General features: G+C 71.2%; 14 protein-coding genes. 13 read left to right on the top strand and 1 reads right to left on the bottom strand.

What is annotated here, in order from left to right:
• The 7 genes from OG946_RS02115 to OG946_RS02085 are packed head-to-tail and all read left to right on the top strand — an operon-like array spanning nt 1 to nt 7,646.
• Nucleotides 1-1,257, top strand: coding sequence for an ABC transporter substrate-binding protein (locus OG946_RS02115; protein ID WP_326794443.1), 1,257 nt, complete (start codon nt 1-3; stop codon nt 1,255-1,257).
• Nucleotides 1,258-1,266: 9 nt separating this feature from the next.
• Nucleotides 1,267-2,124 (top strand): carbohydrate ABC transporter permease, encoded by an 858-nt coding sequence (locus OG946_RS02110; RefSeq protein WP_326794442.1) that lies wholly within the window; start codon nt 1,267-1,269, stop codon nt 2,122-2,124.
• Complete coding sequence (locus OG946_RS02105; protein ID WP_326794441.1) at nt 2,121-2,960, top strand: carbohydrate ABC transporter permease; 840 nt, start codon at nt 2,121-2,123, stop codon at nt 2,958-2,960. The genes OG946_RS02110 and OG946_RS02105 overlap by 4 nt, the downstream gene beginning before the upstream one ends.
• Nucleotides 2,961-2,974: 14 nt before the next feature.
• Nucleotides 2,975-4,141 (top strand): ABC transporter ATP-binding protein, encoded by a 1,167-nt coding sequence (locus OG946_RS02100; RefSeq protein WP_326794440.1) that lies wholly within the window; start codon nt 2,975-2,977, stop codon nt 4,139-4,141.
• A gap of 12 nt (nt 4,142-4,153) precedes the next feature.
• Nucleotides 4,154-6,379 carry a N,N-dimethylformamidase beta subunit family domain-containing protein gene (locus OG946_RS02095; protein ID WP_326794439.1) on the top strand — a complete coding sequence of 742 codons (2,226 nt, stop codon included), beginning with the start codon at nt 4,154-4,156 and terminating at the stop codon, nt 6,377-6,379.
• A gap of 2 nt (nt 6,380-6,381) precedes the next feature.
• Nucleotides 6,382-6,879, top strand: coding sequence for a pyridoxamine 5'-phosphate oxidase family protein (locus tag OG946_RS02090; protein ID WP_326794438.1), 498 nt, complete (start codon nt 6,382-6,384; stop codon nt 6,877-6,879).
• Nucleotides 6,880-6,902: 23 nt separating this feature from the next.
• Nucleotides 6,903-7,646 carry an enoyl-CoA hydratase-related protein gene (locus OG946_RS02085; protein ID WP_326794437.1) on the top strand — a complete coding sequence of 248 codons (744 nt, stop codon included), beginning with the start codon at nt 6,903-6,905 and terminating at the stop codon, nt 7,644-7,646.
• Nucleotides 7,647-7,796: 150 nt separating this feature from the next.
• Here OG946_RS02085 and OG946_RS02080 read toward each other — a convergent pair whose 3' ends face one another.
• Nucleotides 7,797-8,837: an AraC family transcriptional regulator gene (locus tag OG946_RS02080; protein WP_326794436.1), complete on the bottom strand. Its 1,041-nt coding sequence runs from the start codon at nt 8,835-8,837 to the stop codon at nt 7,797-7,799.
• Nucleotides 8,838-8,902: 65 nt separating this feature from the next.
• Here OG946_RS02080 and OG946_RS02075 point away from each other — a divergent pair, with 65 nt between their 5' ends.
• The 6 genes from OG946_RS02075 to OG946_RS02050 all read left to right on the top strand — a co-directional run bounded on the left by OG946_RS02075 (nt 8,903) and on the right by OG946_RS02050 (nt 18,910).
• Nucleotides 8,903-9,865 (top strand): alpha/beta hydrolase, encoded by a 963-nt coding sequence (locus OG946_RS02075; RefSeq protein ID WP_326794435.1) that lies wholly within the window; start codon nt 8,903-8,905, stop codon nt 9,863-9,865.
• Nucleotides 9,866-10,465: 600 nt separating this feature from the next.
• Nucleotides 10,466-13,963 carry a S8 family serine peptidase gene (locus tag OG946_RS02070; RefSeq protein ID WP_326794434.1) on the top strand — a complete coding sequence of 1,166 codons (3,498 nt, stop codon included), beginning with the start codon at nt 10,466-10,468 and terminating at the stop codon, nt 13,961-13,963.
• A gap of 58 nt (nt 13,964-14,021) precedes the next feature.
• Nucleotides 14,022-15,014, top strand: coding sequence for a TrmB family transcriptional regulator (locus OG946_RS02065; protein ID WP_326794433.1), 993 nt, complete (start codon nt 14,022-14,024; stop codon nt 15,012-15,014).
• A 479-nt stretch (nt 15,015-15,493) separates the two neighbouring features.
• Nucleotides 15,494-16,105, top strand: a complete 612-nt coding sequence (locus OG946_RS02060) for a LysE family translocator (RefSeq protein WP_326794432.1) — start codon at nt 15,494-15,496, stop codon at nt 16,103-16,105.
• Nucleotides 16,102-17,826 carry an SDR family oxidoreductase gene (locus OG946_RS02055; protein WP_326794431.1) on the top strand — a complete coding sequence of 575 codons (1,725 nt, stop codon included), beginning with the start codon at nt 16,102-16,104 and terminating at the stop codon, nt 17,824-17,826. Before OG946_RS02060 ends, OG946_RS02055 begins: the two co-directional genes overlap by 4 nt.
• Nucleotides 17,827-18,184: 358 nt before the next feature.
• Complete coding sequence (locus OG946_RS02050; protein ID WP_326794430.1) at nt 18,185-18,910, top strand: flavodoxin family protein; 726 nt, start codon at nt 18,185-18,187, stop codon at nt 18,908-18,910.
• Nucleotides 18,911-19,098: the final 188 nt, after the last annotated feature.

Here is a 19,098-nt window from a genome sequence, read left to right as displayed (position 1 = left end):
ATGAACATACGCGGCAGGGCGCTCGGCTGCGCCGCGGTGGCCGCGGCGCTGCTGGCGACGGCGGCCGGGTGCGGCGCGGACGCCGGGGGCGACGGCGAGATCGTCGTCTCCGTCTGGGACGACGGGCGCGAGGAAAGCTCCGTCGACGTCGCCGCCCGCGACTTCGAGAAGGCGCACCCCGACCTCACGGTGACGGTGCAGAAGAACCCGTTCGACCAGCATCTCCAGGCGCTGCGCCGGCAGTTGGGCGCGGGCCGGGCGCCGGACGTGGCGATGACCGTCGTCGGCTACGGCGAGTCCGGCACGGTCCGCGCGCTGGCCGACAAGGGGCTGCTGGCCGACCTGGGCGAGAGCCCCTGGGCCGGCCGGCTGCCCGACACCGTCGCGGGCGCCGTCGGGGACGGCTCGGAGGTCTACGCCTTCCCCGTCGACTCGATGGCGATCGGCATCGTCGCCAAGAAGGGCACCGAGGTGCCCGGCACGTACGCCGACATGCTGACGGCCTGCCGGGACGCCGGGCGCGACGGCAAAGCCGCGTTCGCGCTCGGCGGCCACGAGAACTCCAAGATGCCGCACATCGTGGGCTTCGCGCTGGCCGCGTCCACCGTGTACGCGGACGACCCCGGCTACGGCGACAAGCGGCTGCGCGACGAGGTGACCTTCGCCGGCAGCGACGGCTGGGAACAGGCCGTGGCGCGCTTCGGCGAGATGCGGGACGCCGGCTGCTTCGGCGAGAACGCGGCGGGCACCACGCGGGAGGCCGCCGCCCGGGCGCTGGGCGACGGCGACGCGCTGATGGCCGTCACCCCGACCGTCACGCTGCCGATGTGGCAGGCGGCGGCCCCCGACGCGGAGTTCGTCATGGCGCCGTTCCCCGGCGACGACGATCCCGGCCGGGTGCTCGTACCCGCCGGCGCCAGCAGCGGCCTCGTCGTACCCGCCAAGGCGAGCGACGCCGGACCCGGCAAGCAGTTCATCGACTTCTACGCCAAGCACCGCGCCCGCTACGCCGAGATCGACGGCGCCGTGCCCGCCCTGCCGGACGACGACGGAGGCCCCCGCGCCCCCGGCTACGCCGCGGCGCTGGAGCCGTACCTGCGCGACGGGCGGACCGCCCCGATCATGGACCAGCAGTGGCCCAACCCGGAGCTGATCGCCCGCTTCGACAGCGGCCTGGTGGAGATGCTGACCGGCCGCGCAGAACCCGCCGACGTCCTGGAGTCCATGGACGCGGTGTGGACTTCGGAAGCGCCGTAGGAGCCCGCCGTGAAACGACCCGGAGCGGTCCCCTGGCTGTTCGTCGTCCCGGCGGCGGCCCTGACCCTGCTGATCCTGCTCGTCCCCTCCCTCGTCGGCGCGGCCTACGCGTTCACCGACTGGGACGGGCTGACCTCGCCGTCCTGGGTGGGACTCGACAACTTCACCGAGTTCTTCGACGACGGCTCGCACGTCGTCGGGCAGACCCTGATCCTCGCCGCGCTGTACGTCGTCGGCGTCAACGCCGCCGGCCTCGGCCTCGCCCTCGGGCTGGCGCACACGCTGCGCACCCGGCACGTGCTGCGCGCGCTCTTCCTGGTGCCGGCCGTGGTGAGCCCGCTGGTGGTCGCGTACATCTGGACGTTCATCCTGGATGTGGACGGGCCGCTGAACGAGATCCTGGAGGCCGTCGGGCTCGGCTCCTCGGCGCAGCCGTGGCTCGGCCAGCGGAACACCGCGCTCGCGGCCGTCGCGATCGTCATGGTCTGGCAGTTCGCCGGCTACCACATGCTCATCTACCTCGCCGGGCTCCAGGGCGTGCAGCGCGAACTGCTGGAGGCGGCCGAGGTCGACGGCGCCGGGCCCTGGCGGCGGTTCGCGGACATCACGCTGCCGCTGCTGCGCCCCGCCCTCGTCATCGGCACCGTGCTCTCCTCGATCACGGCGTTCCTCCTCTTCGACCAGGTGATGGCGCTGACCGGCGGCGGCCCCTCCGGCGGCACCGACACCCTCGGCACGTACGTCTACGAGCAGACCTTCGTCAACGGCCGCTACGGCTACGGCTCCGCCGTCGCCCTGCTGCTCGTCGGCGGCGTCTGTCTGGCCGCGCTCGCCCAGATGCGCCTGCTGCGCGGGAGGCGTTCATGAACCGCTACGGCCGCTGGACGGCCTTCCGCGAGGCGGGCTTCTGGATCGCCGCGATCCCCATGCTGCTGCCCGTCTACCTCGTGCTGACGACCGTGCTGCGCGGCCCGGAGGCGCGCGGCGAGTCCGCGCTCCGGCCGCCCGGTGACCCCACCCTGGGCAACGTGGAGCGGGCCTGGACGGAGGCCGGCGGCGGCACCGTGTCGTTCTCCCAGGCGCTGGTCAACAGCGTGCTGACGACCGCCGCGGTGGTGGCCATCCTCGTCGTTGTCGCGGCCCCGGCCGGGTACGCGCTGGCCCGGCGCGGCTCGAAGCTCTCCGGTGCGGTCTTCGGCATGTTCGCGTTCGCGCTGATCATGCCGATCCAGCTCGGGATCATCCCGCTGTACGGGTTCATGGTCGACGCCGGCCTCACGGGCACCCGCGCCGGGCTGATCCTCGTGTACGTGGGCCTCCAGATGCCGCTGGCGGTCTTCCTCTACACCGGGTTCATCCGCGGGCTGCCGACCGCGTACGAGGAGGCCGCGCGGGTCGACGGCGCCCGCCCGCTGCGGGTGTTCGCCGGGGTCGTCTTTCCGCTCGTCCGTCCCGTCACCGGCGTCGTCGCGACGCTGACCGGGCTCTTCGTCTGGAACGACTTCTTCGTCGCCCTGGTCTTCGTCGGCGACACGGACAAGGTGACCCTGCCGGTCGCCGTGTACTCCTTCGTCGGCCGGTTCGCCGCGGAGTGGCCGCTGATCTTCGCCGCCGCGCTCATCGCGGCCGGTCCCGTCGTCGTGCTCTTCGGCTTCGCCCAGCGCACGATCATGAAGGGCTTCACCAGCACCCTGCACGGGTGAGAGAGGAAGGCGCGATGACGTCCATCGGCCTCGACCACGTGGTCATGCGGTACGACGGCACCCAGGCGGCGGTGGACGACGTGTCCCTGGAGATCGAGGAGGGCGAGTTCTTCGTCCTCGTCGGCCCCTCCGGGTGCGGCAAGTCGACCCTGCTGCGGCTGCTCGCCGGGCTGGAGCGGCCGTCGTCCGGCACCGTCCGGATGGACGGCTCCGACGTCACGGAACTCACCCCGCGGCTGCGCGACGTGGCGATGGTGTTCCAGAACTACGCGATCTACCCGCACATGACCGTCGGCGGCAACCTCGGCTACGGCCTCAAGGTCCGCGGCGTACCCAAGCGCGAGGCGGCCGCCCGGGTACGGGAGGTCGCCGACCTGCTCGGGCTCGGCGACCTGCTCAAGCGCCGCCCCGCGACGCTCTCCGGCGGGCAGCTCCAGCGGGTCGCGATGGGCCGGGCCATCGCGCGGCGCCCGCGGGCGTACCTGATGGACGAGCCGCTGTCGAACCTGGACGCCAAGCTGCGCGTGTCCATGCGCGCGGAGCTGGAGCAACTGCACCGCCGGCTCGGGGTCACCACCGTCTACGTCACGCACGACCAGGTGGAGGCGATGACGCTGGGCAGCCGGGCCGCGGTGCTGCGGGCCGGTGAACTCCAGCAGGTGGCCGCGCCGCAGGAGCTGTACGCCCGGCCGGCCAACGCGTTCGTCGCCGCGTTCATCGGCTCCCCGCCGATGAACTTCGCCCTCGGCACGGCGCGCAAGGACGGGCTCGGCCTCGCCGGGTTCGACCTCCGGCTGCCCGCGGAGCACCGGCCGCCGGTCGCCGCGGGGGAGCGCGTGCTGGTCGGCATCCGGCCGGAGGAGCTGCGGGATCCGCAGGCCGCCGGGAAGGAGGCGTGCGCGCTGCGGGTGACGTGCGCGGTGCGCCAGAACCTCGGCGCCGACCAGCTGCTGTTCTTCCCCGTGCCCCAACTGCCGGACGAGGCCGCGGTGATCGCGCGGGCCACATTCGCGGAGGACCGGCCGGCGGGTCCCGTTGTCGGCGACGGCGAGCGGCTGCTGTGCGCGCGGGTGCCGGCGGACGTGTCGGTCGAGCCCGGGGACACCGTGGACCTGGCCGTACGGCCCGGGGCGCTGCACTACTTCGACCCCGACGGCGGGGCGCGCCTTCCGTCCGCCTGAGGGAGGAACGCCATGGACGTCGTCGGCTACACCGACCCGATCTGCGCGGCGCCGGGCGAGCGGATCTCGCTGCGGGTGAGCAGCGCGGACCCGGAGGTGCGGGTGACGCTCGTACGGCCGTGCGGCGAGGGGCCGTTGCCGGGGCCGGAGCCGGGCGGTGCGCCGCCGGCCGAGCCGGTCGCCAGCGCGCTGAACGGCGTGTACGCGGCCGGGCCGCAGCCGCTGCGGCGCGGTTCGCACGTACGCGTCGCGCACGATCCCGTGCTCGACGGCGGCGAGGCGTTCAGCGTCGCGCTGTGGGCGCTGCCGACGCGGCTCGCGGGGCGGGAACAGGCGCTGCTGGGCAAGCGGGACGCCGCGGGTGCGGGCTGGGAGCTGTCGCTGACCGGCGACGGGCGGGTCCGGTTCACCGTGGCGGGCGCGGACGGCACCGACCGCGTCGAGTCCCCGCGCCGGCTGCGCGAGCGGGAATGGTACTGCGTCGTCGCCGCCTTCGACGGCCCCGGCGCCGAGCTGGCCCTCACCGTGGCGCCCGCGCGGGACTGGACCGTGCCGTCCCGGTCCGTGGTCAGCGACCCGGCCGGGGCCGTCGCCCGCGCCACCGTTGCGCGGCCGGCGGCCGGCACCGCGCCGCTGCTGATCGCCGGCTCCTGGCGGCGGGACGCGCACGGCGCGTACGTGGGTGCCACGTTCGACGGGAAGATCGCCGGGCCACGGCTCTTCGCGCACGCCCTGACCCGCGCCGAGCGGCTCGCCGAGCGGGACCGCACGTCGCTCACCGCCGCCCCGGCGCCCGCGGCGGCCTGGGACTTCGCGCGCGTCCCGCGGACGCGCGAGGTCGTAGAGGTGACCGGGAAGGCTCCGTACGGCCGCACCGTGCAGATGCCGGCGCGCGGGGTCACCGGGCCGCGCTGGGGCGGCGAGACCTCGTACGACGAGGCGCCGGACCGCTACGACGCGCTGCACTTCCACGAGGACGACCTCGACGACGCCGACTGGCCGGCCACCGCCGACTGGACCGTCGACGCCGACCTGCCCAGCGGCATCTACGCCGCCCGCGTGCAGGGCACCGCGAGCGGCGCCGTGGACCACCTGCCCGTCGTCGTCCGCCCGCCCCGCGGCCGGGTCACCGCCCCGATCCTCTTCGTGGCGCCGCTGTTCAGCTGGCTCGCGTACGGGAACGTGCGCGCCCTGGAGACGCACGCGGGCGCCGGCGACCCCGCCGGGCGGTACGTCACAGAACACGGCCTCAACAGCCTCTACGACACCCACACCGACGGCAGCGGCGTCTGCTACTCGTCCTGGCGCCGCCCGGTGCTCAACCTGCGCCCCGGGTTCCGGCTGCCGCTCCTCGGCTCCCCGCACCAGTTCAGCGCCGACCTGCAACTGCTCGACTGGCTGCGCCACCACGGGCACGCCGTCGACGTCGTCACCGACGCCGACCTGCACCGCGAGGGCGCCGCACTGCCCGCCCGCTACCGGGTGGTGCTGTCGGGCACGCACGCCGAGTACTGGTCAGGACCGATGCTGGACGCGCTGGAGGGCTACCTCGGCGCCGGCGGCCGGTACATGTACCTCTCCGGCAACGGGCTGTACTGGGTGACCGGGCTCGACGCGTCGGAGGGCCACACCGTCGAGGTCCGCCGGCAGGGCGCCGCCGTCAGCGCCTGGCACTGCGAGCCGGGCGAGGGGCACCTCAGCACCACCGGCGAGCCCGGCGGCCTGTGGCGCTGGCGCGGCCGGGCGCCGCAGCGGTACGTCGGCGTCGGCTTCGCCGGCTGCTGGGCCACGACGCCGCAGGCCACCGGCGCCCCGTACCGCCGCGCGCCGGGCGCCGCCGACCCGCGGTCGGCGTTCGTCTTCGCCGGCGTCGGCGCGGACGAGCCGATCGGCGCGTTCCCCAACCACGTGCTCCGGCACGGCGCCGCGGGCTACGAGGTCGACCGCGCCGACCCCGCCCTCGGTACCCCGCCGCACGCCCTGGTGCTGGCAACCGCCACGGAGTTCCCGGCGCAGCACTGGATGCCCGCGACCGAGGAGGCGCACCGGCCCGACCTCCGCGCCGACATGGTGTTCTTCGAGACCCCCGGCGGCGGCGCGGTCTTCGCCACCGGCTCGATCGCCTGGTGCGGGGCACTGCCGTACAACGGCTACGCCAACAACGTCTCCACGATCACCCGCAACGTCCTGGATCGCTTCCTGTCGCCCGAGCCCTTCGACCCGCCACCGCTGAGGTAGCCATGACAGAGCAGGACTTCTCGTCCGGCGCCGCCGCCGCGCCGCGCCGGCGCCGCCCGTCCCGTATCGCCATGACCCCCGGGGAACGCGACGCCTTCCTGGCGGCCGTGCGGGTCTGCCGGGTGGCAACCGGCGGCCCGCGCGGGCCGCATGTCAGCCCGCTGTGGTACGTGTGGGACGGCACCGCGCTGTGGCTGTACTCCCTGGTCGACAGCAAGCGCTGGCGGGACCTGGCGGACGACCCGCGGGTCGCGGTGGTCGTCGACGACGGCCACGACTACGGCGAGCTGCGCGGCGTCGAGCTGCGCGGCACGGTCGAGCGGGTCGGCGAGGTGCCGCGGACGGGCGAGCCCGTGCCGGAACTCGCCGTGCCGGAGCGGCTCTTCGGCGAGAAGTACTCCGGCGGCGAGCTGCGCCTGGACGGCCGGCACGGCTGGCTGCGCCTCGTCCCGGCGTACGCGGCCGGGTGGGACTTCCGCAAGACGGCCGGCCCCCGGTGACCGCCGGTGGTGCCGATCGGACGGTGCGTACGGAGCGGCGCGACCGGGTGCTCGTGGTGCGGATGTGCCGGGAGCACAAGCGCAACGCCGTGGACCGCCGGCTCGCAGACGGGCTCGACGCGGCGTTCAATCTCCTGGAGGACGACCCGGAGCTGTGGGCGGGCGTACTCACCGGCTCCGGGGGCGTGTTCAGCGCCGGCAGCGACCTCACCGCCGGGGGCGACTACGTCACCGAGCGCGGCGGCGCGTACGGGCTGATCCGCCGCAGGCGGCGCAAGCCGCTCATCGCCGCCGTCGAGGGGCCGGCGCTCGGCGGCGGCCTGGAGCTGGTGCTCGCCTGCGACCTCGTGGTGGCCTCGGCCACCGCCCGCTTCGGCCTGCCGGAGGTCCGCCGCGGGGTGGTCCCCACCTGCGGCGGCCTCTTCCGCGGCCCGCGGACCCTGCCCGTCAACCTGGCCCGCGAGCTGGTCCTGACCGGCGACCCGATCGACGCCGAGCGCGCCCACTCCGCCGGCCTGGCCAACCGCGTCACCCCCGAAGGCGGCGCCCTCGCGGGGGCGCTGGAGCTGGCCGCGCGGATCTGCGGCAACGCCCCTGCGGCGGTCCAGGCGAGCCTGGCCGCCGTGGACCGCTGTCTGAGCGCCGCCGACGACCTCGGCTGGCGGGCCACGGAGGAGGCCACGGAGGCCGTGCACGCCTCGGCGGACTACGCGGAGGGCGTGGCGGCCTTCCTGGAGAAGCGCCCGCCCCGCTGGTCCGGCCGCTGACCGGCGAAGATCCGGCGGGGCGCGGCGCGCCCGCGCGGGTACGGTCCTAGATGCCCGACCTGGAGCGACTACGCCCGGACCATGCCGAGGCCGTCCCCGCGGGGGCGTTGCAGTGCGGCCGGGGATGCTGCGAGAAGTCACCGCGACCCGCTATGTCACACCACTGTGTGAGGGTGGGTCGCTCCGACCGCGACCGTGTTGTTGTCGGCTGTCCATGCGGTAACGGCCTGGCGCCATGCCGATGGTCTGGGAGAAGGCGCGGGAAAACGCGAACTCTGAGCGATAGCCGACGTGTTGAGCGATGCGGGCCAGCGAGTCGTCGGTCTCCCGCAACCGACGGGCCGCCAGTTCCATCCGCCGCCGCCTCAGATACCTGAGCGGGGACTCGCCGAGCGTTCCGTTGAATCGCCTGGTGAGTGTCGCCCGGGACAGGCCGGCCTTCTCAGCCAGCTCGTCAAGCGTCCACGGACGGCCGAGCTCTTGGTGCAACGCGGTCACCGCAGTGGCCACGGCGAGATCCCGGTGCAGCGTCGGCCAGGTCGCCGCGAGGTCGGCGGGGAGCCATGAGCGCAGCATGTGTACAGCAACGACGTCGACGAGCCGATCCACGATAATCGCCGATCCGGGCAGGTGCGTGGTGGTCGCGTCGCTCAACATCCGCAGCGCGTCGGCCAGATCGCGGCGCGCCGACAACTGCTGCGCCGACAGGTGCAGGGCCGGCGGCATCATGGCCCGCAGCGGGGCGGGCAGAGGGTGCCGGGCACGATAGCCGGCGCAGATCGCCCGTGTCCGCGGACCTTCGCCCGCGATGTCGATCTCGGATCCCGCGCCGTCGGTCCGCTTCCTCAGGACACCGTCGACGAGCAGCAGCGCCCCCTGCCGATCGCTGGCCAAGGCGTGTCCGGCGCTGTTGGGAAGCAGCGCGAGGTCGCCGGTTCCCAGCCGGATGGGCTCCATGCCCGGGATCCGCAGCCAGCACAAGCCGTGCGTCACCAAGTGGAACGACACGGACGGAGCCCGACCGTGCTTGATGCCCCACGGTGCCGAAGCACGCAACGTGGCCGCCTCCGCCCCACCGCCCTGGGGCGCCGACAACATGTCCGCGATGACGTCCATGACCCAAGCTATCAAGCGGCTCTCTGCTTCCTGGCGGTCGAGCAGACCGGACATGAACGTGAGCGCCTTGGTCATGGGCTCGTTGTCTTGACGCTCATAGCGTCGGGACCGCAAAGCCCACACGCAGAAGGACGGACCCGATGACCGAGATAACCCACCGTTTCGTCCAGGCCGGCGAACTACGCATGCACATCGCCGAGGCAGGCTCGGGACCGCTCGTGGTGCTGCTCCACGGTTTCCCGGAGACCTGGTACTCCTGGCGCCACCAGCTCCTCGCCCTGGCCGCCGCCGGATATCACGCCGTCGCCCCTGACCAACGCGGGTACGGGCGAACCGACCAGCCGGACGGCGTTGAGGACTACACCATCCTGCACACCGTCGGCGACGTGATGCGGCTGATCGATGCGCTCGGCGCGGAACACGCCGTGCTGGCCGGACACGACTGGGGCGGGACTGTCACCTGGCAAGCGGCGCTGATGCGGCCAGACGTGGTGCGCGGGGTCGTGGCCCTGGGCACGCCCTTTCAACCGCATGCAGATGGCCCGCACCTGGCCGGAGTGCGCGCGGTGGCGGGTGCGGACTACGAGCGCTATTACTCCGTCTACGTCCAGCGCGCGGGCGTCGCCGACAAGGAACTCGATGAGGATCCGCACGCCTCCGTGCGCCGCGCGCTCTACGGGGCCTCTGCTGACGGCCACCCGTGGAGTCCTGTCGTCCCCGCGGGAGGCCACCTGCTGGACATCTGGCAGGAGCCGCGAGAGTTGCCCGGCTGGCTCACCCGGGAGCACATCGACATGGTCGCCGCGGACTTCGTGCGCACCGGTTTCACCCCGGCACTGAACTGGTTCCGCAACTTCGACCGCAACTGGGAGCTCACCAGCCCTTGGCACAACGCGGTCGTCCAGCAGCCCGCGCTCTACCTCACCGGTGACCGAGACCTCGCCGGGACCCTGCCCGGAGCCGCGGAGCTGATCGAGAACCGCTCGGCAGCCGTGCCACACGCACGGAAATCCATCGTGCTTGGGGGCTGTGGCCACTGGACTCAGCAAGAGCGGCCGGAGGAGGTCTCCCAAGCAGTGATCGCTTTCCTCGGCTCTCTCTGAGCGATCTCCGTCCTGTGGGTGCTGCGCATCGCCGCACGCACCAGGCGGCGGGCTCGACCACAGAATCCCCAACCCCGGCCACTAAAGAACTCCTGACGAAATGGAGGACCGTGAAGAAGATAACGGGGGAAGCCACACAGATGGTCGCAGCCCTGACCAGGGTATTCAGGCCGGCCGCCTCGTCATCGAGGGGCGATTCCATCCCGAGGTGCTCAGGGGGAAGCATGACGGCCTCTCCGACATCGTCACGCGGCGGAGCCGGGTCGAGGATGTCCTGCTGCACGCCCGCGCAGGACGCCTGAGGCGCGTTGGCGACATGGCGCCATCGCGCCAGGGGGCACAGGTGTGCGCTGTGCGGTCCGTGCGCAGGCATACAAACGGTCCAACTCCCCGGCACGGCCCCCACCGGACACCCGCGACGCCGGAGAGCCGCGAGCAGACCACGCAAGATCCTTCCCACCCCCCTGGCGGGCCGATCGTCCGCCATGAGAGTCGAGGAGACTGCAAGTGGCTTACCGATCAAGTCGGAGCGGCGGCCGTGCCGCGCGTCCGGCCTGGAGATACGCAGCCGTCGGCGCGCTGGCCGCCTTCCTGCTGCCGTTGACGACAGCTGGTGAAGTCCAAGCCCGGCCGGCGCCGGAGCCGGAGCCGGCCACCGCCGTCGAGGAGAAGACGGAGCAGGAGCTGCGGGACGCCTTCGCCGAGGACGAGAACAAGCCCCGCACCTTCTGGCTGCGGCTCGGCAACGGCGAGAGCCTCGACGAGGCCGCCGCCGCGAAGACCAAGACCGCCAAGGCCAGGTCCGTCCTGGAGGAGAAGTCGGCCTACGCGGAGCAGACCCAGGCCGGTCTGGTCGACTTCCTGAAGAGCTCGGGCGTCGACCACACCTCGTTCTGGATCGACAACTCGGTGAAGGTGACCGGCGACGCCCAGCTACTCGAAGCCGTCGCCGAGCGCGACGACGTGAAGTCGATCGAGGCCGACGACGAGATACGGATCGAGAAGCCGCTCGAAGCGAGCGCTGAGCCCAAGGTCGACGGCATCGAGTGGAACGTCGACCGGGTGAACGCCCCGCAGGTGTGGAACGGCCTGGAGGTGCGCGGCGAAGGCATCGTCGTCGCCAACATCGACACCGGCGTGCAGTACGACCACCCGGCGCTGAAGGGCCAGTACCGCGGCAACAAGGGCGACGGCTCCTTCGACCACAACTACAATTTCTACGACCCGGCGAACGTCTGCGCCGGCGACGATCCCTGCGACAACCAAGGCCACGGCACCCACACCATGGGCACGATGGTCGGCGACGACGGCGGCGACAACAAGATCGGTGTCACGCCGGGCGCCAAGTGGATCGCCGCCAAGGGCTGCGAGTCCGGGAGCTGCTCCCGTACCTCGCTGCTCGCCGCCGCCCAGTGGATCGTGGCGCCGACCGATCTGACCGGCGCCAACCCCAAGCCGGAGCTCGCCCCGGACGTGGTGAACAACTCCTGGGGCTCGTCCGCCAGCGACGAGTGGTACAAGGAGTCCGTCAATGCCTGGCGGGCGGCGGGGATCTTCCCGTCGTTCTCGGCCGGCAACTCCGGCTCCGCCTGCAACACCACCGGCTCCCCCGGTGACTACCCCGTCAGCTACGCCAGCGGGGCCACCGACTCCAGCGACAAGATCGCGTCCTTCTCGTCCCGCGGCAGCCGGAGCAGTGAGATCAAGCCGAACCTGGCCGCGCCCGGTGTGAACGTCCGCTCCAGCATCCCGGGCGGCGGGTACAACCTGAACTCCGGTACCTCGATGGCGGCGCCGCACACCACCGCCACCGTGGCGCTCATGTGGTCCGCCGCGCCCGCGCTGGTCGGGGACATCGCCGGCACCGAGGCGATCCTCGACGAGACCGCCATCGACACCGAGGACCTCACCTGCGGCGGCACCGTCGACGACAACAACGTCTACGGTGAGGGCCGGCTGAACGCATACACCGCGGTGCTGAACAGCCCGCGGGGCAGCATCGGCAGTCTGTCGGGCACCGTCACGTCGGGCGGCGGCGCGGTCGGCGGGGCGACGGTGAAGATCGACGGGCCTCTCCACCGCACCCTCACCACCGCGGCGGACGGCACGTACACGCTGCCCGCCCTCTCGGTCGGCGACTACGACGTGACCGTCTCCAAGTTCGGCTTCGTGTCGCAGACGAAGCCGATGACGATCACCGAGGGCGAGGCCACCACCCTGGACTTCGCGGTCGAGCAGGCCGCCTCCGCGAAGCTCAGCGGCACCGTGTCCTCGCGCGCCGGGCCGGCCGCCGGCTCCACGGTCGCCCTGACCGGCACCCCGGTGACCACCACCACCGACGCCGCGGGCGGCTACGAGGTCACCGTGCCCGTCGGCGAGTACGAGGTGACCGCCACCGCCCCGGCCGCCGACCGCTGCGCCGACAAGGGCAGGGCCACCGCGAAGGTGGACGCCGACACATCCGTCGACATCGCCCTGCCCGAGCGCACCGACTCCTACGGCTACGCCTGCGCGGCCGACAGCGGCACGTTCGCCGGCGGCGAGAAGAAGCTCGACCTCTCCGGCGACACCGCCGTCGCCGTGACCGAGCTGCCCTTCCCGTTCCCGCTCTACGGCAAGACCTACACGTCGACGCGGGTCGGCGTGAACGGCATGATCAACTTTGAGACCACGACGATCTCCGACTTCAACACCGACCTCCCGTCCAGCGGCGGCCCGCAGGGCTACCTCGCCCCGTTCTGGGACGACTTCTGGGTGACGGAGAACAGCGGCGTCTACACCTCGACGGCCGGCACCTTCCCGAACCGCACCTTCACCGTCGAGTGGCGCAACGTCGAGTTCGACGGCAACCGGGACGTGACCGTGACGTTCTCGGCGACGATCGGCGAGGACGGCTCCGTGGTCTACGACTACAAGGACATCGGCGACGCCGCCGTGGAGTCCGGCTCATCCGCCACCATCGGCATGGAGAACGCCACCGGCACCACCGGCTTCCGGTACGGGTACAACTCGGCCGGCGCCGTCGGGGACGGGGACGAGCTGCGGTTCCGTACCACCCGGACCGGCGTCGTGCTGGGCCGGATCACCGACGCCAACGACGGCGGCGGCGTCCCTGGCGCCACCGTCTCCCTCACCGGCGACGCCACCGCCGAGGCGGTGACGGCGCGCGACGGCCACTACGCCGCCCAGCTGCCGCCGGGCGAGCGGGCGGTGAGCGTGTCGGCGGCCACGTACCACGGCGCGTCGGGGCAGGTCACGGTCGAGGCCGGGAAGGCGGCGGCGTACTCGGCCGTCCTCGACACCGGCCGGGTGCGCGTGGGTACCGAGTCCTTCACCCTCGCCGTCCCCGACGAGCAGCAGCGCGAGCGGACCTTGGAACTCGCCAACGACGGTTCCCCGACGCCGTACACCGTCAGCGAGAAGGCCTCCTGGCTCACCGTCTCCGAAACCGAGGGCGACCTGGGCACCGGGGCGAGCAAGGAGCTGTCGCTCGCCGTGGATACCGCCGGGCAGGAGCCGGGCGCCGTCCTCCGCGAGGACCTCGTCGTCGCTTCGCAGAGCGGCCGCGCACCGCAGATCACGGTGCCGGTGACGGTGGTCGTGCCGCGCTACCAGACGGCCGTCGACGCCGGGCTCGACAGCGGCCGGCTGACCGACGCGCTGGGCGACACCTGGACACCCGACCAGGAGTACGACACGGGCGGCTACGGCTACCAGGGCGCCAGCAGCGTCAAGTCCACCCGGAAGCCCATCGCGGGCGCGGCCGACCCGGCGCTGTACCAGACCGCACGGCAGGGCATGTACCAGTACGTCTTCGACGGCCTGCCGGACGGCACGTACACGGTGGAGCTCGGCTTCGCGGAGCTGACCGGACTCGGTCCGGACCGGCGGGTGTTCGACGTCATGGCCGAGGGCGAGACCGTGTATCCATCGGTCGACATCTCGCTCCTCGCCGGGCCGTACGCGGCGCTGACCAAGACCGTCACGGTCACGGTCGACGACGGGCAGCTCAACCTGCGGTTCGTCGGGCGCTCGGGCTACGAGAAGCCGCTGGTGAACCTCATCCGCGTCACCGACCGTCCGGACCTTGCGTCCTGAATGTCAACTACAAGTGACACAGCGGCCTGAAACGGGCCCGCCGGGAGACGATCGGTCCATGAGCAAGGAGACCGGCTCTCTCGGCGGGCTCGGCATACCGGAAACCGCGGAGCGGCTCTACCGCGACCTCGTCATGCTCGGCCCGGCCACCCCCGACTCGCTCACCGCCCGCTGCGGCCTCGACCGGGAGGAGGTGGAGCGGTGCGTGCAGCTCCTGCGGCACCGGGGTCTCGTGGACGGCGGCGCCACCCTCGCCGCCCTGCCGCCGCAGCTCACACTCGGCGAGCTCGTCGCGCACCGGGAACACGCGGCAAGGCGGGCCCGCGCCGCTATGGAGGAGCTCACGGCGGCGCACCGCGCCCGCACCGAGCACGACAGCGTGCTCGGCATCGAGGTGGTACGGGGCGCGGAGCGCATCGCCGGATGGGTCACCCATCTGCTGCGCACGGCACGCAAGGAGACCCGCTTCTTCGGCAAACCGCCCTTCACCGCCCTCGGCATCACCGACACCCTCTCCGAGGAGCAGGCCCTGGCCCGCCGCGGGGTGCGCGAGCGGCTGGTGTACGAGCCGGCCGTGCTCGACGTACCCGAAGCGGAGAAGGAGCTGCTGGTCGGCATGGACCGCGGCCAGGAGATCCGGCTGGCGCCCGAGCTGCCCTGCAAGCTGCTCATCGCCGACGACGCGCTCGCCGTCGTGCAGCACGACGGCGGGGGGACCGACCGGGACAGCGTGCTGGTGGTGCGCCGGGGCGGGCTGCTGGCCTCCCTGACCGCCCTGTTCGAGCTGCAGTGGGCCCAGGCGGTCCAGTTGCGCGAAGGATTCGGGCGCCGGGCCGTCCCCGGTCCCATGCCCATCCGGGACATCCCCGTCGAGGAGGACCGCAAGCTCCTCGCCCTGCTGCTCACCGGGCACACCGACAACTCGGCGGCCGTCCGCCTCGGCATGGGCCGCCGCACCGTACAGCGGCGCATCCGGCGGCTGATGGACCGCGCGGGCACCGATTCGCGCATCCAGCTTGGCTGGTACGCGCGGGACCGGGGGTGGTTGTAGGGCCGTTCAGTGCGAGTGTGAGCGCTGGTCTGGGCGCGAGCGGGCGGCGTCGGCGATGGCGAGGGCATCGCGAGGAAGCCCTCGGCCCCGGCCGGGCCGCTTCCCCCTCGACAACCCCGACGGCACGAAGCCCGGCCTCGCACCGCCGGCCGGCAAGGCGGACGCCGAGGCCGGCGCGCGGCGGACGCCCACCCGCGACCAGCGCGAGTGTCCCGTTCGCCCCTCACTCCAGTCCCGTGACCATCGGACTTCACTCTGCACAGACCTCAATCGGTCAGTCGGGCTGTCCCAGGCGGTCTTGTCCTCTGAGGTCGAACTTTCTTTCATGAACTACGTCCAGCGTCCTGAACGCGTCGGCCTGTGCGACGTCGAGCGGGCGGTAGCTGCTCTCGTTGTCGAATTTCCTCACCATTTCCTGCCTGTGGCTCGTACAGCCGACATCCTCGACCGAAAGTATGTCGTACTGCGTGATCTATTGGATGGACTTCCTCCCCTCTGCCGTATTAATTTCTATAGTCCCTGGAGCGAACCAACTATTGGGCCTGAGTAACGCCATCCGATCCGGTGCTTCATGGGCTCTTATCGGAATCCTCGCACGCCTTGCTGCCTTCGCCCTGCTGATCGGCCTCGTCGTGCTGGGTCTCGGCGCGGCCCTCGCGCAGTCTCCTGGTGTGCTGACCGTAATAAAGTGGAGTGGAATAGCGTACTTGGTTTGGATTGGTGTGGCAGCACTGAGGAGCAAGCCGGAGACCTTTTCCGTAGTCGAGGGCGAAGCGGTCCGCACCGATAGGTGGCGAATCCCTCGTCAGGAATTTACGGTAGCCATAATCAACCCAAAAGCGCTTCTGCTTTTCGCGGCACTCCTTCCTCAGTTCACGAGCGGCGGACGGGATGCGGAACTCCGCATCGCCCTTCTGGGGCTGGCCTACATGGGCGTTGAAGCCACCATTGGCAGCCTCTACGTGGGAGCCGGGAGGGTTCTTCGATGGAGGTTTCGGTCGTATAAGGGATCGATCGCTCGTCGGGTCGACCAGCTTTCGGGAATCTGTATCCTCGCGCTTGCGGGTGCGTTGGCTGTGAACAGTGTTTGACGGTTCTCCAATTGAGGGGGTATCGCCGAGAGCATAGAGCGCGGTGTCTGGGCGCAGGCCGGTTACATTGCGGCCAATGGAGCGGTGGCCAATCTGACCAATGCGATGGCCTCGAACACGGCCGGGAGACTCGGGTCAACGAGGTTCATCCCGGTGTGACGACGAGCGGCGAGGAGATCCGGACAACGCTCGCCGATGGCACGCCGCTGCGCGACCGGTTCGACTACCGCGTGCCCATGGGCAGACCCGGCGATCCCGCCGAGGTAGCCGCTGTCGTGGCGTTTCTCGCCAGCTCCGGAGCCTCGTGCGTCAACGGCGCGCACTTCACGGTTGATGGCGGCATGAACGCGTCGTACGGCCAAACCAATCTCTCGGCGTGCAACTGCGACGCCTCGAATCCACACCAGCAGGTCATCCCACGCGCCAGGTTGGGAGCCGGTCGAAATGAAGGGAAAGTAGTGGTCTTCAAGCTCGATGTACCAGACCGCATGGTTCGCGGTGACGTGGATGAAGGCTACGGCGCAGTGGCCGACGCCTTTCGCGAGAACTTCGCCGCGCGTAACGAGATCGGCGCTGCCTGCGCCGTCTACCGGGGCGGGCGGAAGGTCGTGGACCTCTGGGGCGGCTACCGGGACGGCCGCAATCGTGTCCCCTGGCGGGCGGAAACGATAGTGCCGGTCTTCTCGACGTCCAAGGGTGTGGCAGCAGTGGCGCTCGCGGTGTTGCACGCACGCGGTCTGCTCGACCACGATGAGCGTGTGGCGGCCTATTGGCCCGAGTTCGCCGCAGCCGGCAAGGGCGAGGTCACCGTCCATCAGATGCTCGCCCATCAGGCAGGGCTGGCGGTGATCGATCAGCCACTCGGGCTCGGTGACCTGACCGGCTCCCGCACGCTCGCCACGGCTCTTGCCGAGCAGCGTCCGGCATGGGAGCCGGGCACCCGACACGGCTACCACGGCCAGTCATTGGGCTGGTACGAAAGCGAGCTCATCAGCCGGATCGACCCTGGCGAACGTCGTATCGGCCGGTTTTTCGCCGACGAGGTCGCGACGCCGCTCGGCCTCGACTTCCACTTCGGCCTGCCGCAGGACACCGAACGCGACCGGGTCGCCCGTATCCACGGATTTCGCTCCTGGGAGATGCTGCTGCACCTGGGAGCGATGCCGGCATCATTCGTTCGGGCATACGCGAATCCACGGAGCTTGACCGCCAGGGCGTTCGGCAACCCGCGGGTGCTGAGCACCGTGGAGAACTTCAACCGGCCGGATGTGCAGGCCGCGGAGATTCCGGCGGCCAACGGCGTCGGCCAGGTGCGGTCGATCGCCAAGCTTTATGGCGAGGTGGCAACCGGCGGCGCCGCCCTGGGCCTCACCGACGCCACGATGGACGCGCTGCGCGTCGCTGCCCCGCCTCCGACGAACGGACTTTTCGACGAGGTGTTGCGCGTCGAGACGAGGTTCTCCCTGGGGTACGTCAAACCGTTCCCGGCGTTCAGGTTCGGCTCCGAGTCGGACCGGGCCTTCGGGACGATGGGCCTGGGCGGGTCATTCGCCTTCGGGGACCCGGATACCGGTACGGGCTTCGCGTACGCGATGAACCGCACTGGCTTCCGGCTTTGGGACGATCCTCGTGAAGTGGCGCTGCGGGAAGCGCTCTTCGCGCGGGTCCTCGGCGAGCGGCCTCAGCGACCCGACCCGGCCTCCGGGCGTTCTGGCCTCTGATTCGCTGTCGGTCGCACAGTACGGGCAGCCTGGCACATCCGCCGTCACTGCCGCTGAGTTACGTCCGTTCGAGGGCTGCGGGAAGGCGGTTGCTTCGTCGTAGGTGTGGTCGTCCCACATGAGTTGACGCATCAACTATTAGTGATAATGTAGATGCCGCGTCACCTACTTATCGGGGTGAGCCCGCTCCTGGTGCCGCGGGCCGTCTCTGTGCGGTGGCCCCGCCGGTTTGGGGTGCGACGTCAACCGATTCAGCGTGGTGGTTGGCCGGTTCGGCCTCAGGGGTGCCTGCGCGAGCGTACGGCCGTTGCCCCGGCGTCGAGATCGACGGCGTCCTGTTCTGAAAGCAAGGATCCCCATGAACGTACCCGTGAACGGCAAGCCCGACTTCACCGGGCTGCGCGCGATGTACATCAACTGCACTCTCAAGCGCTCCCCCGGACTCAGTCACACCCAGGGTGTGATCGACCGCAGTGTGGCGATCATGGAGGCGAACGGTGTGAGTGTGGACCAGATTCGCGCCGTCGACCACGACATCGCCACCGGCGTCCGCCCGGACATGACCGAGCATGGATGGGATACCGACGAGTGGCCCGCACTGCTGCCTCGGGTCCTCGCTGCCGACATCCTGGTCATCGGCGGATCGATCTGGCTCGGTGACAACAGCTCAGTGACCCGCCGGGTTGTCGAGCGGCTCTACGGCTACTCCGGCGTGCTCAATGAGCAGGGTCAGTACGCCTACTACGGACGCGTCGGTGGCTGCCTGCTCACGGGCAACGAGGACGGCCTCAAGCATTGCGCGATGAGCATCCTCTACAGCTTGCAGCACATCGGTTTCACCGTTCCGCCCCAGTCCGACGCGGGCTGGCTCGGCGAGGTCGGCCCAGGCCCTTCCTACCTCGATGAAGGTTCCGGCGGCCCGGACAACGACTTCGCCAACCGGAACATCGCGTTCATGACCTACAACCTGCTCCACCTCGCGTCGATGATCCGTAGCACCGGTGGCTTCCCGGCCTATGGCAACCAGCGCTCAGCCTGGGACGCCGGCTGCCACCCCGACAACACCAACCCTGAACACCGCTGACCACACGTGGCTCCGGGACTGCAATCCCCATCCCCGGCGCGCGCCGGGTCCAGCCACAGGGTTTCCGTTGTCCCCAACGGTCCGGCGTGCGCCGGCCCGAGGAACGGGTGCTGCTGCCGCCTTCGTCGGCCAGAAGGGCAAGGACGCGGTGGCCGTCGAAGACCCGGAGGTCGCGCCGGGTCGCGGTA

The organism is Streptomyces sp. NBC_01808, from assembly GCF_035917395.1.
In the GTDB taxonomy this organism is placed as follows: Bacteria; Actinomycetota; Actinomycetes; order Streptomycetales; family Streptomycetaceae; genus Streptomyces.
This window is presented reverse-complemented; position numbering and strand designations above follow the sequence as displayed.

Coding starts and splice junctions, on each gene's coding strand:
- OG946_RS02115 (WP_326794443.1), top strand. CDS start 1: ATGAACATACGCGGCAGGGCGCTCGGCTGCGCCGCGGTGGCCGCGGCG.
- OG946_RS02105 (WP_326794441.1), top strand. CDS start 2,121: ATGAACCGCTACGGCCGCTGGACGGCCTTCCGCGAGGCGGGCTTCTGG.
- OG946_RS02100 (WP_326794440.1), top strand. CDS start 2,975: ATGACGTCCATCGGCCTCGACCACGTGGTCATGCGGTACGACGGCACC.
- OG946_RS02095 (WP_326794439.1), top strand. CDS start 4,154: ATGGACGTCGTCGGCTACACCGACCCGATCTGCGCGGCGCCGGGCGAG.
- OG946_RS02090 (WP_326794438.1), top strand. CDS start 6,382: ATGACAGAGCAGGACTTCTCGTCCGGCGCCGCCGCCGCGCCGCGCCGG.
- OG946_RS02080 (WP_326794436.1), bottom strand. CDS start 8,837: ATGACCAAGGCGCTCACGTTCATGTCCGGTCTGCTCGACCGCCAGGAA.
- OG946_RS02075 (WP_326794435.1), top strand. CDS start 8,903: ATGACCGAGATAACCCACCGTTTCGTCCAGGCCGGCGAACTACGCATG.
- OG946_RS02065 (WP_326794433.1), top strand. CDS start 14,022: ATGAGCAAGGAGACCGGCTCTCTCGGCGGGCTCGGCATACCGGAAACC.
- OG946_RS02060 (WP_326794432.1), top strand. CDS start 15,494: ATGGACTTCCTCCCCTCTGCCGTATTAATTTCTATAGTCCCTGGAGCG.
- OG946_RS02050 (WP_326794430.1), top strand. CDS start 18,185: ATGAACGTACCCGTGAACGGCAAGCCCGACTTCACCGGGCTGCGCGCG.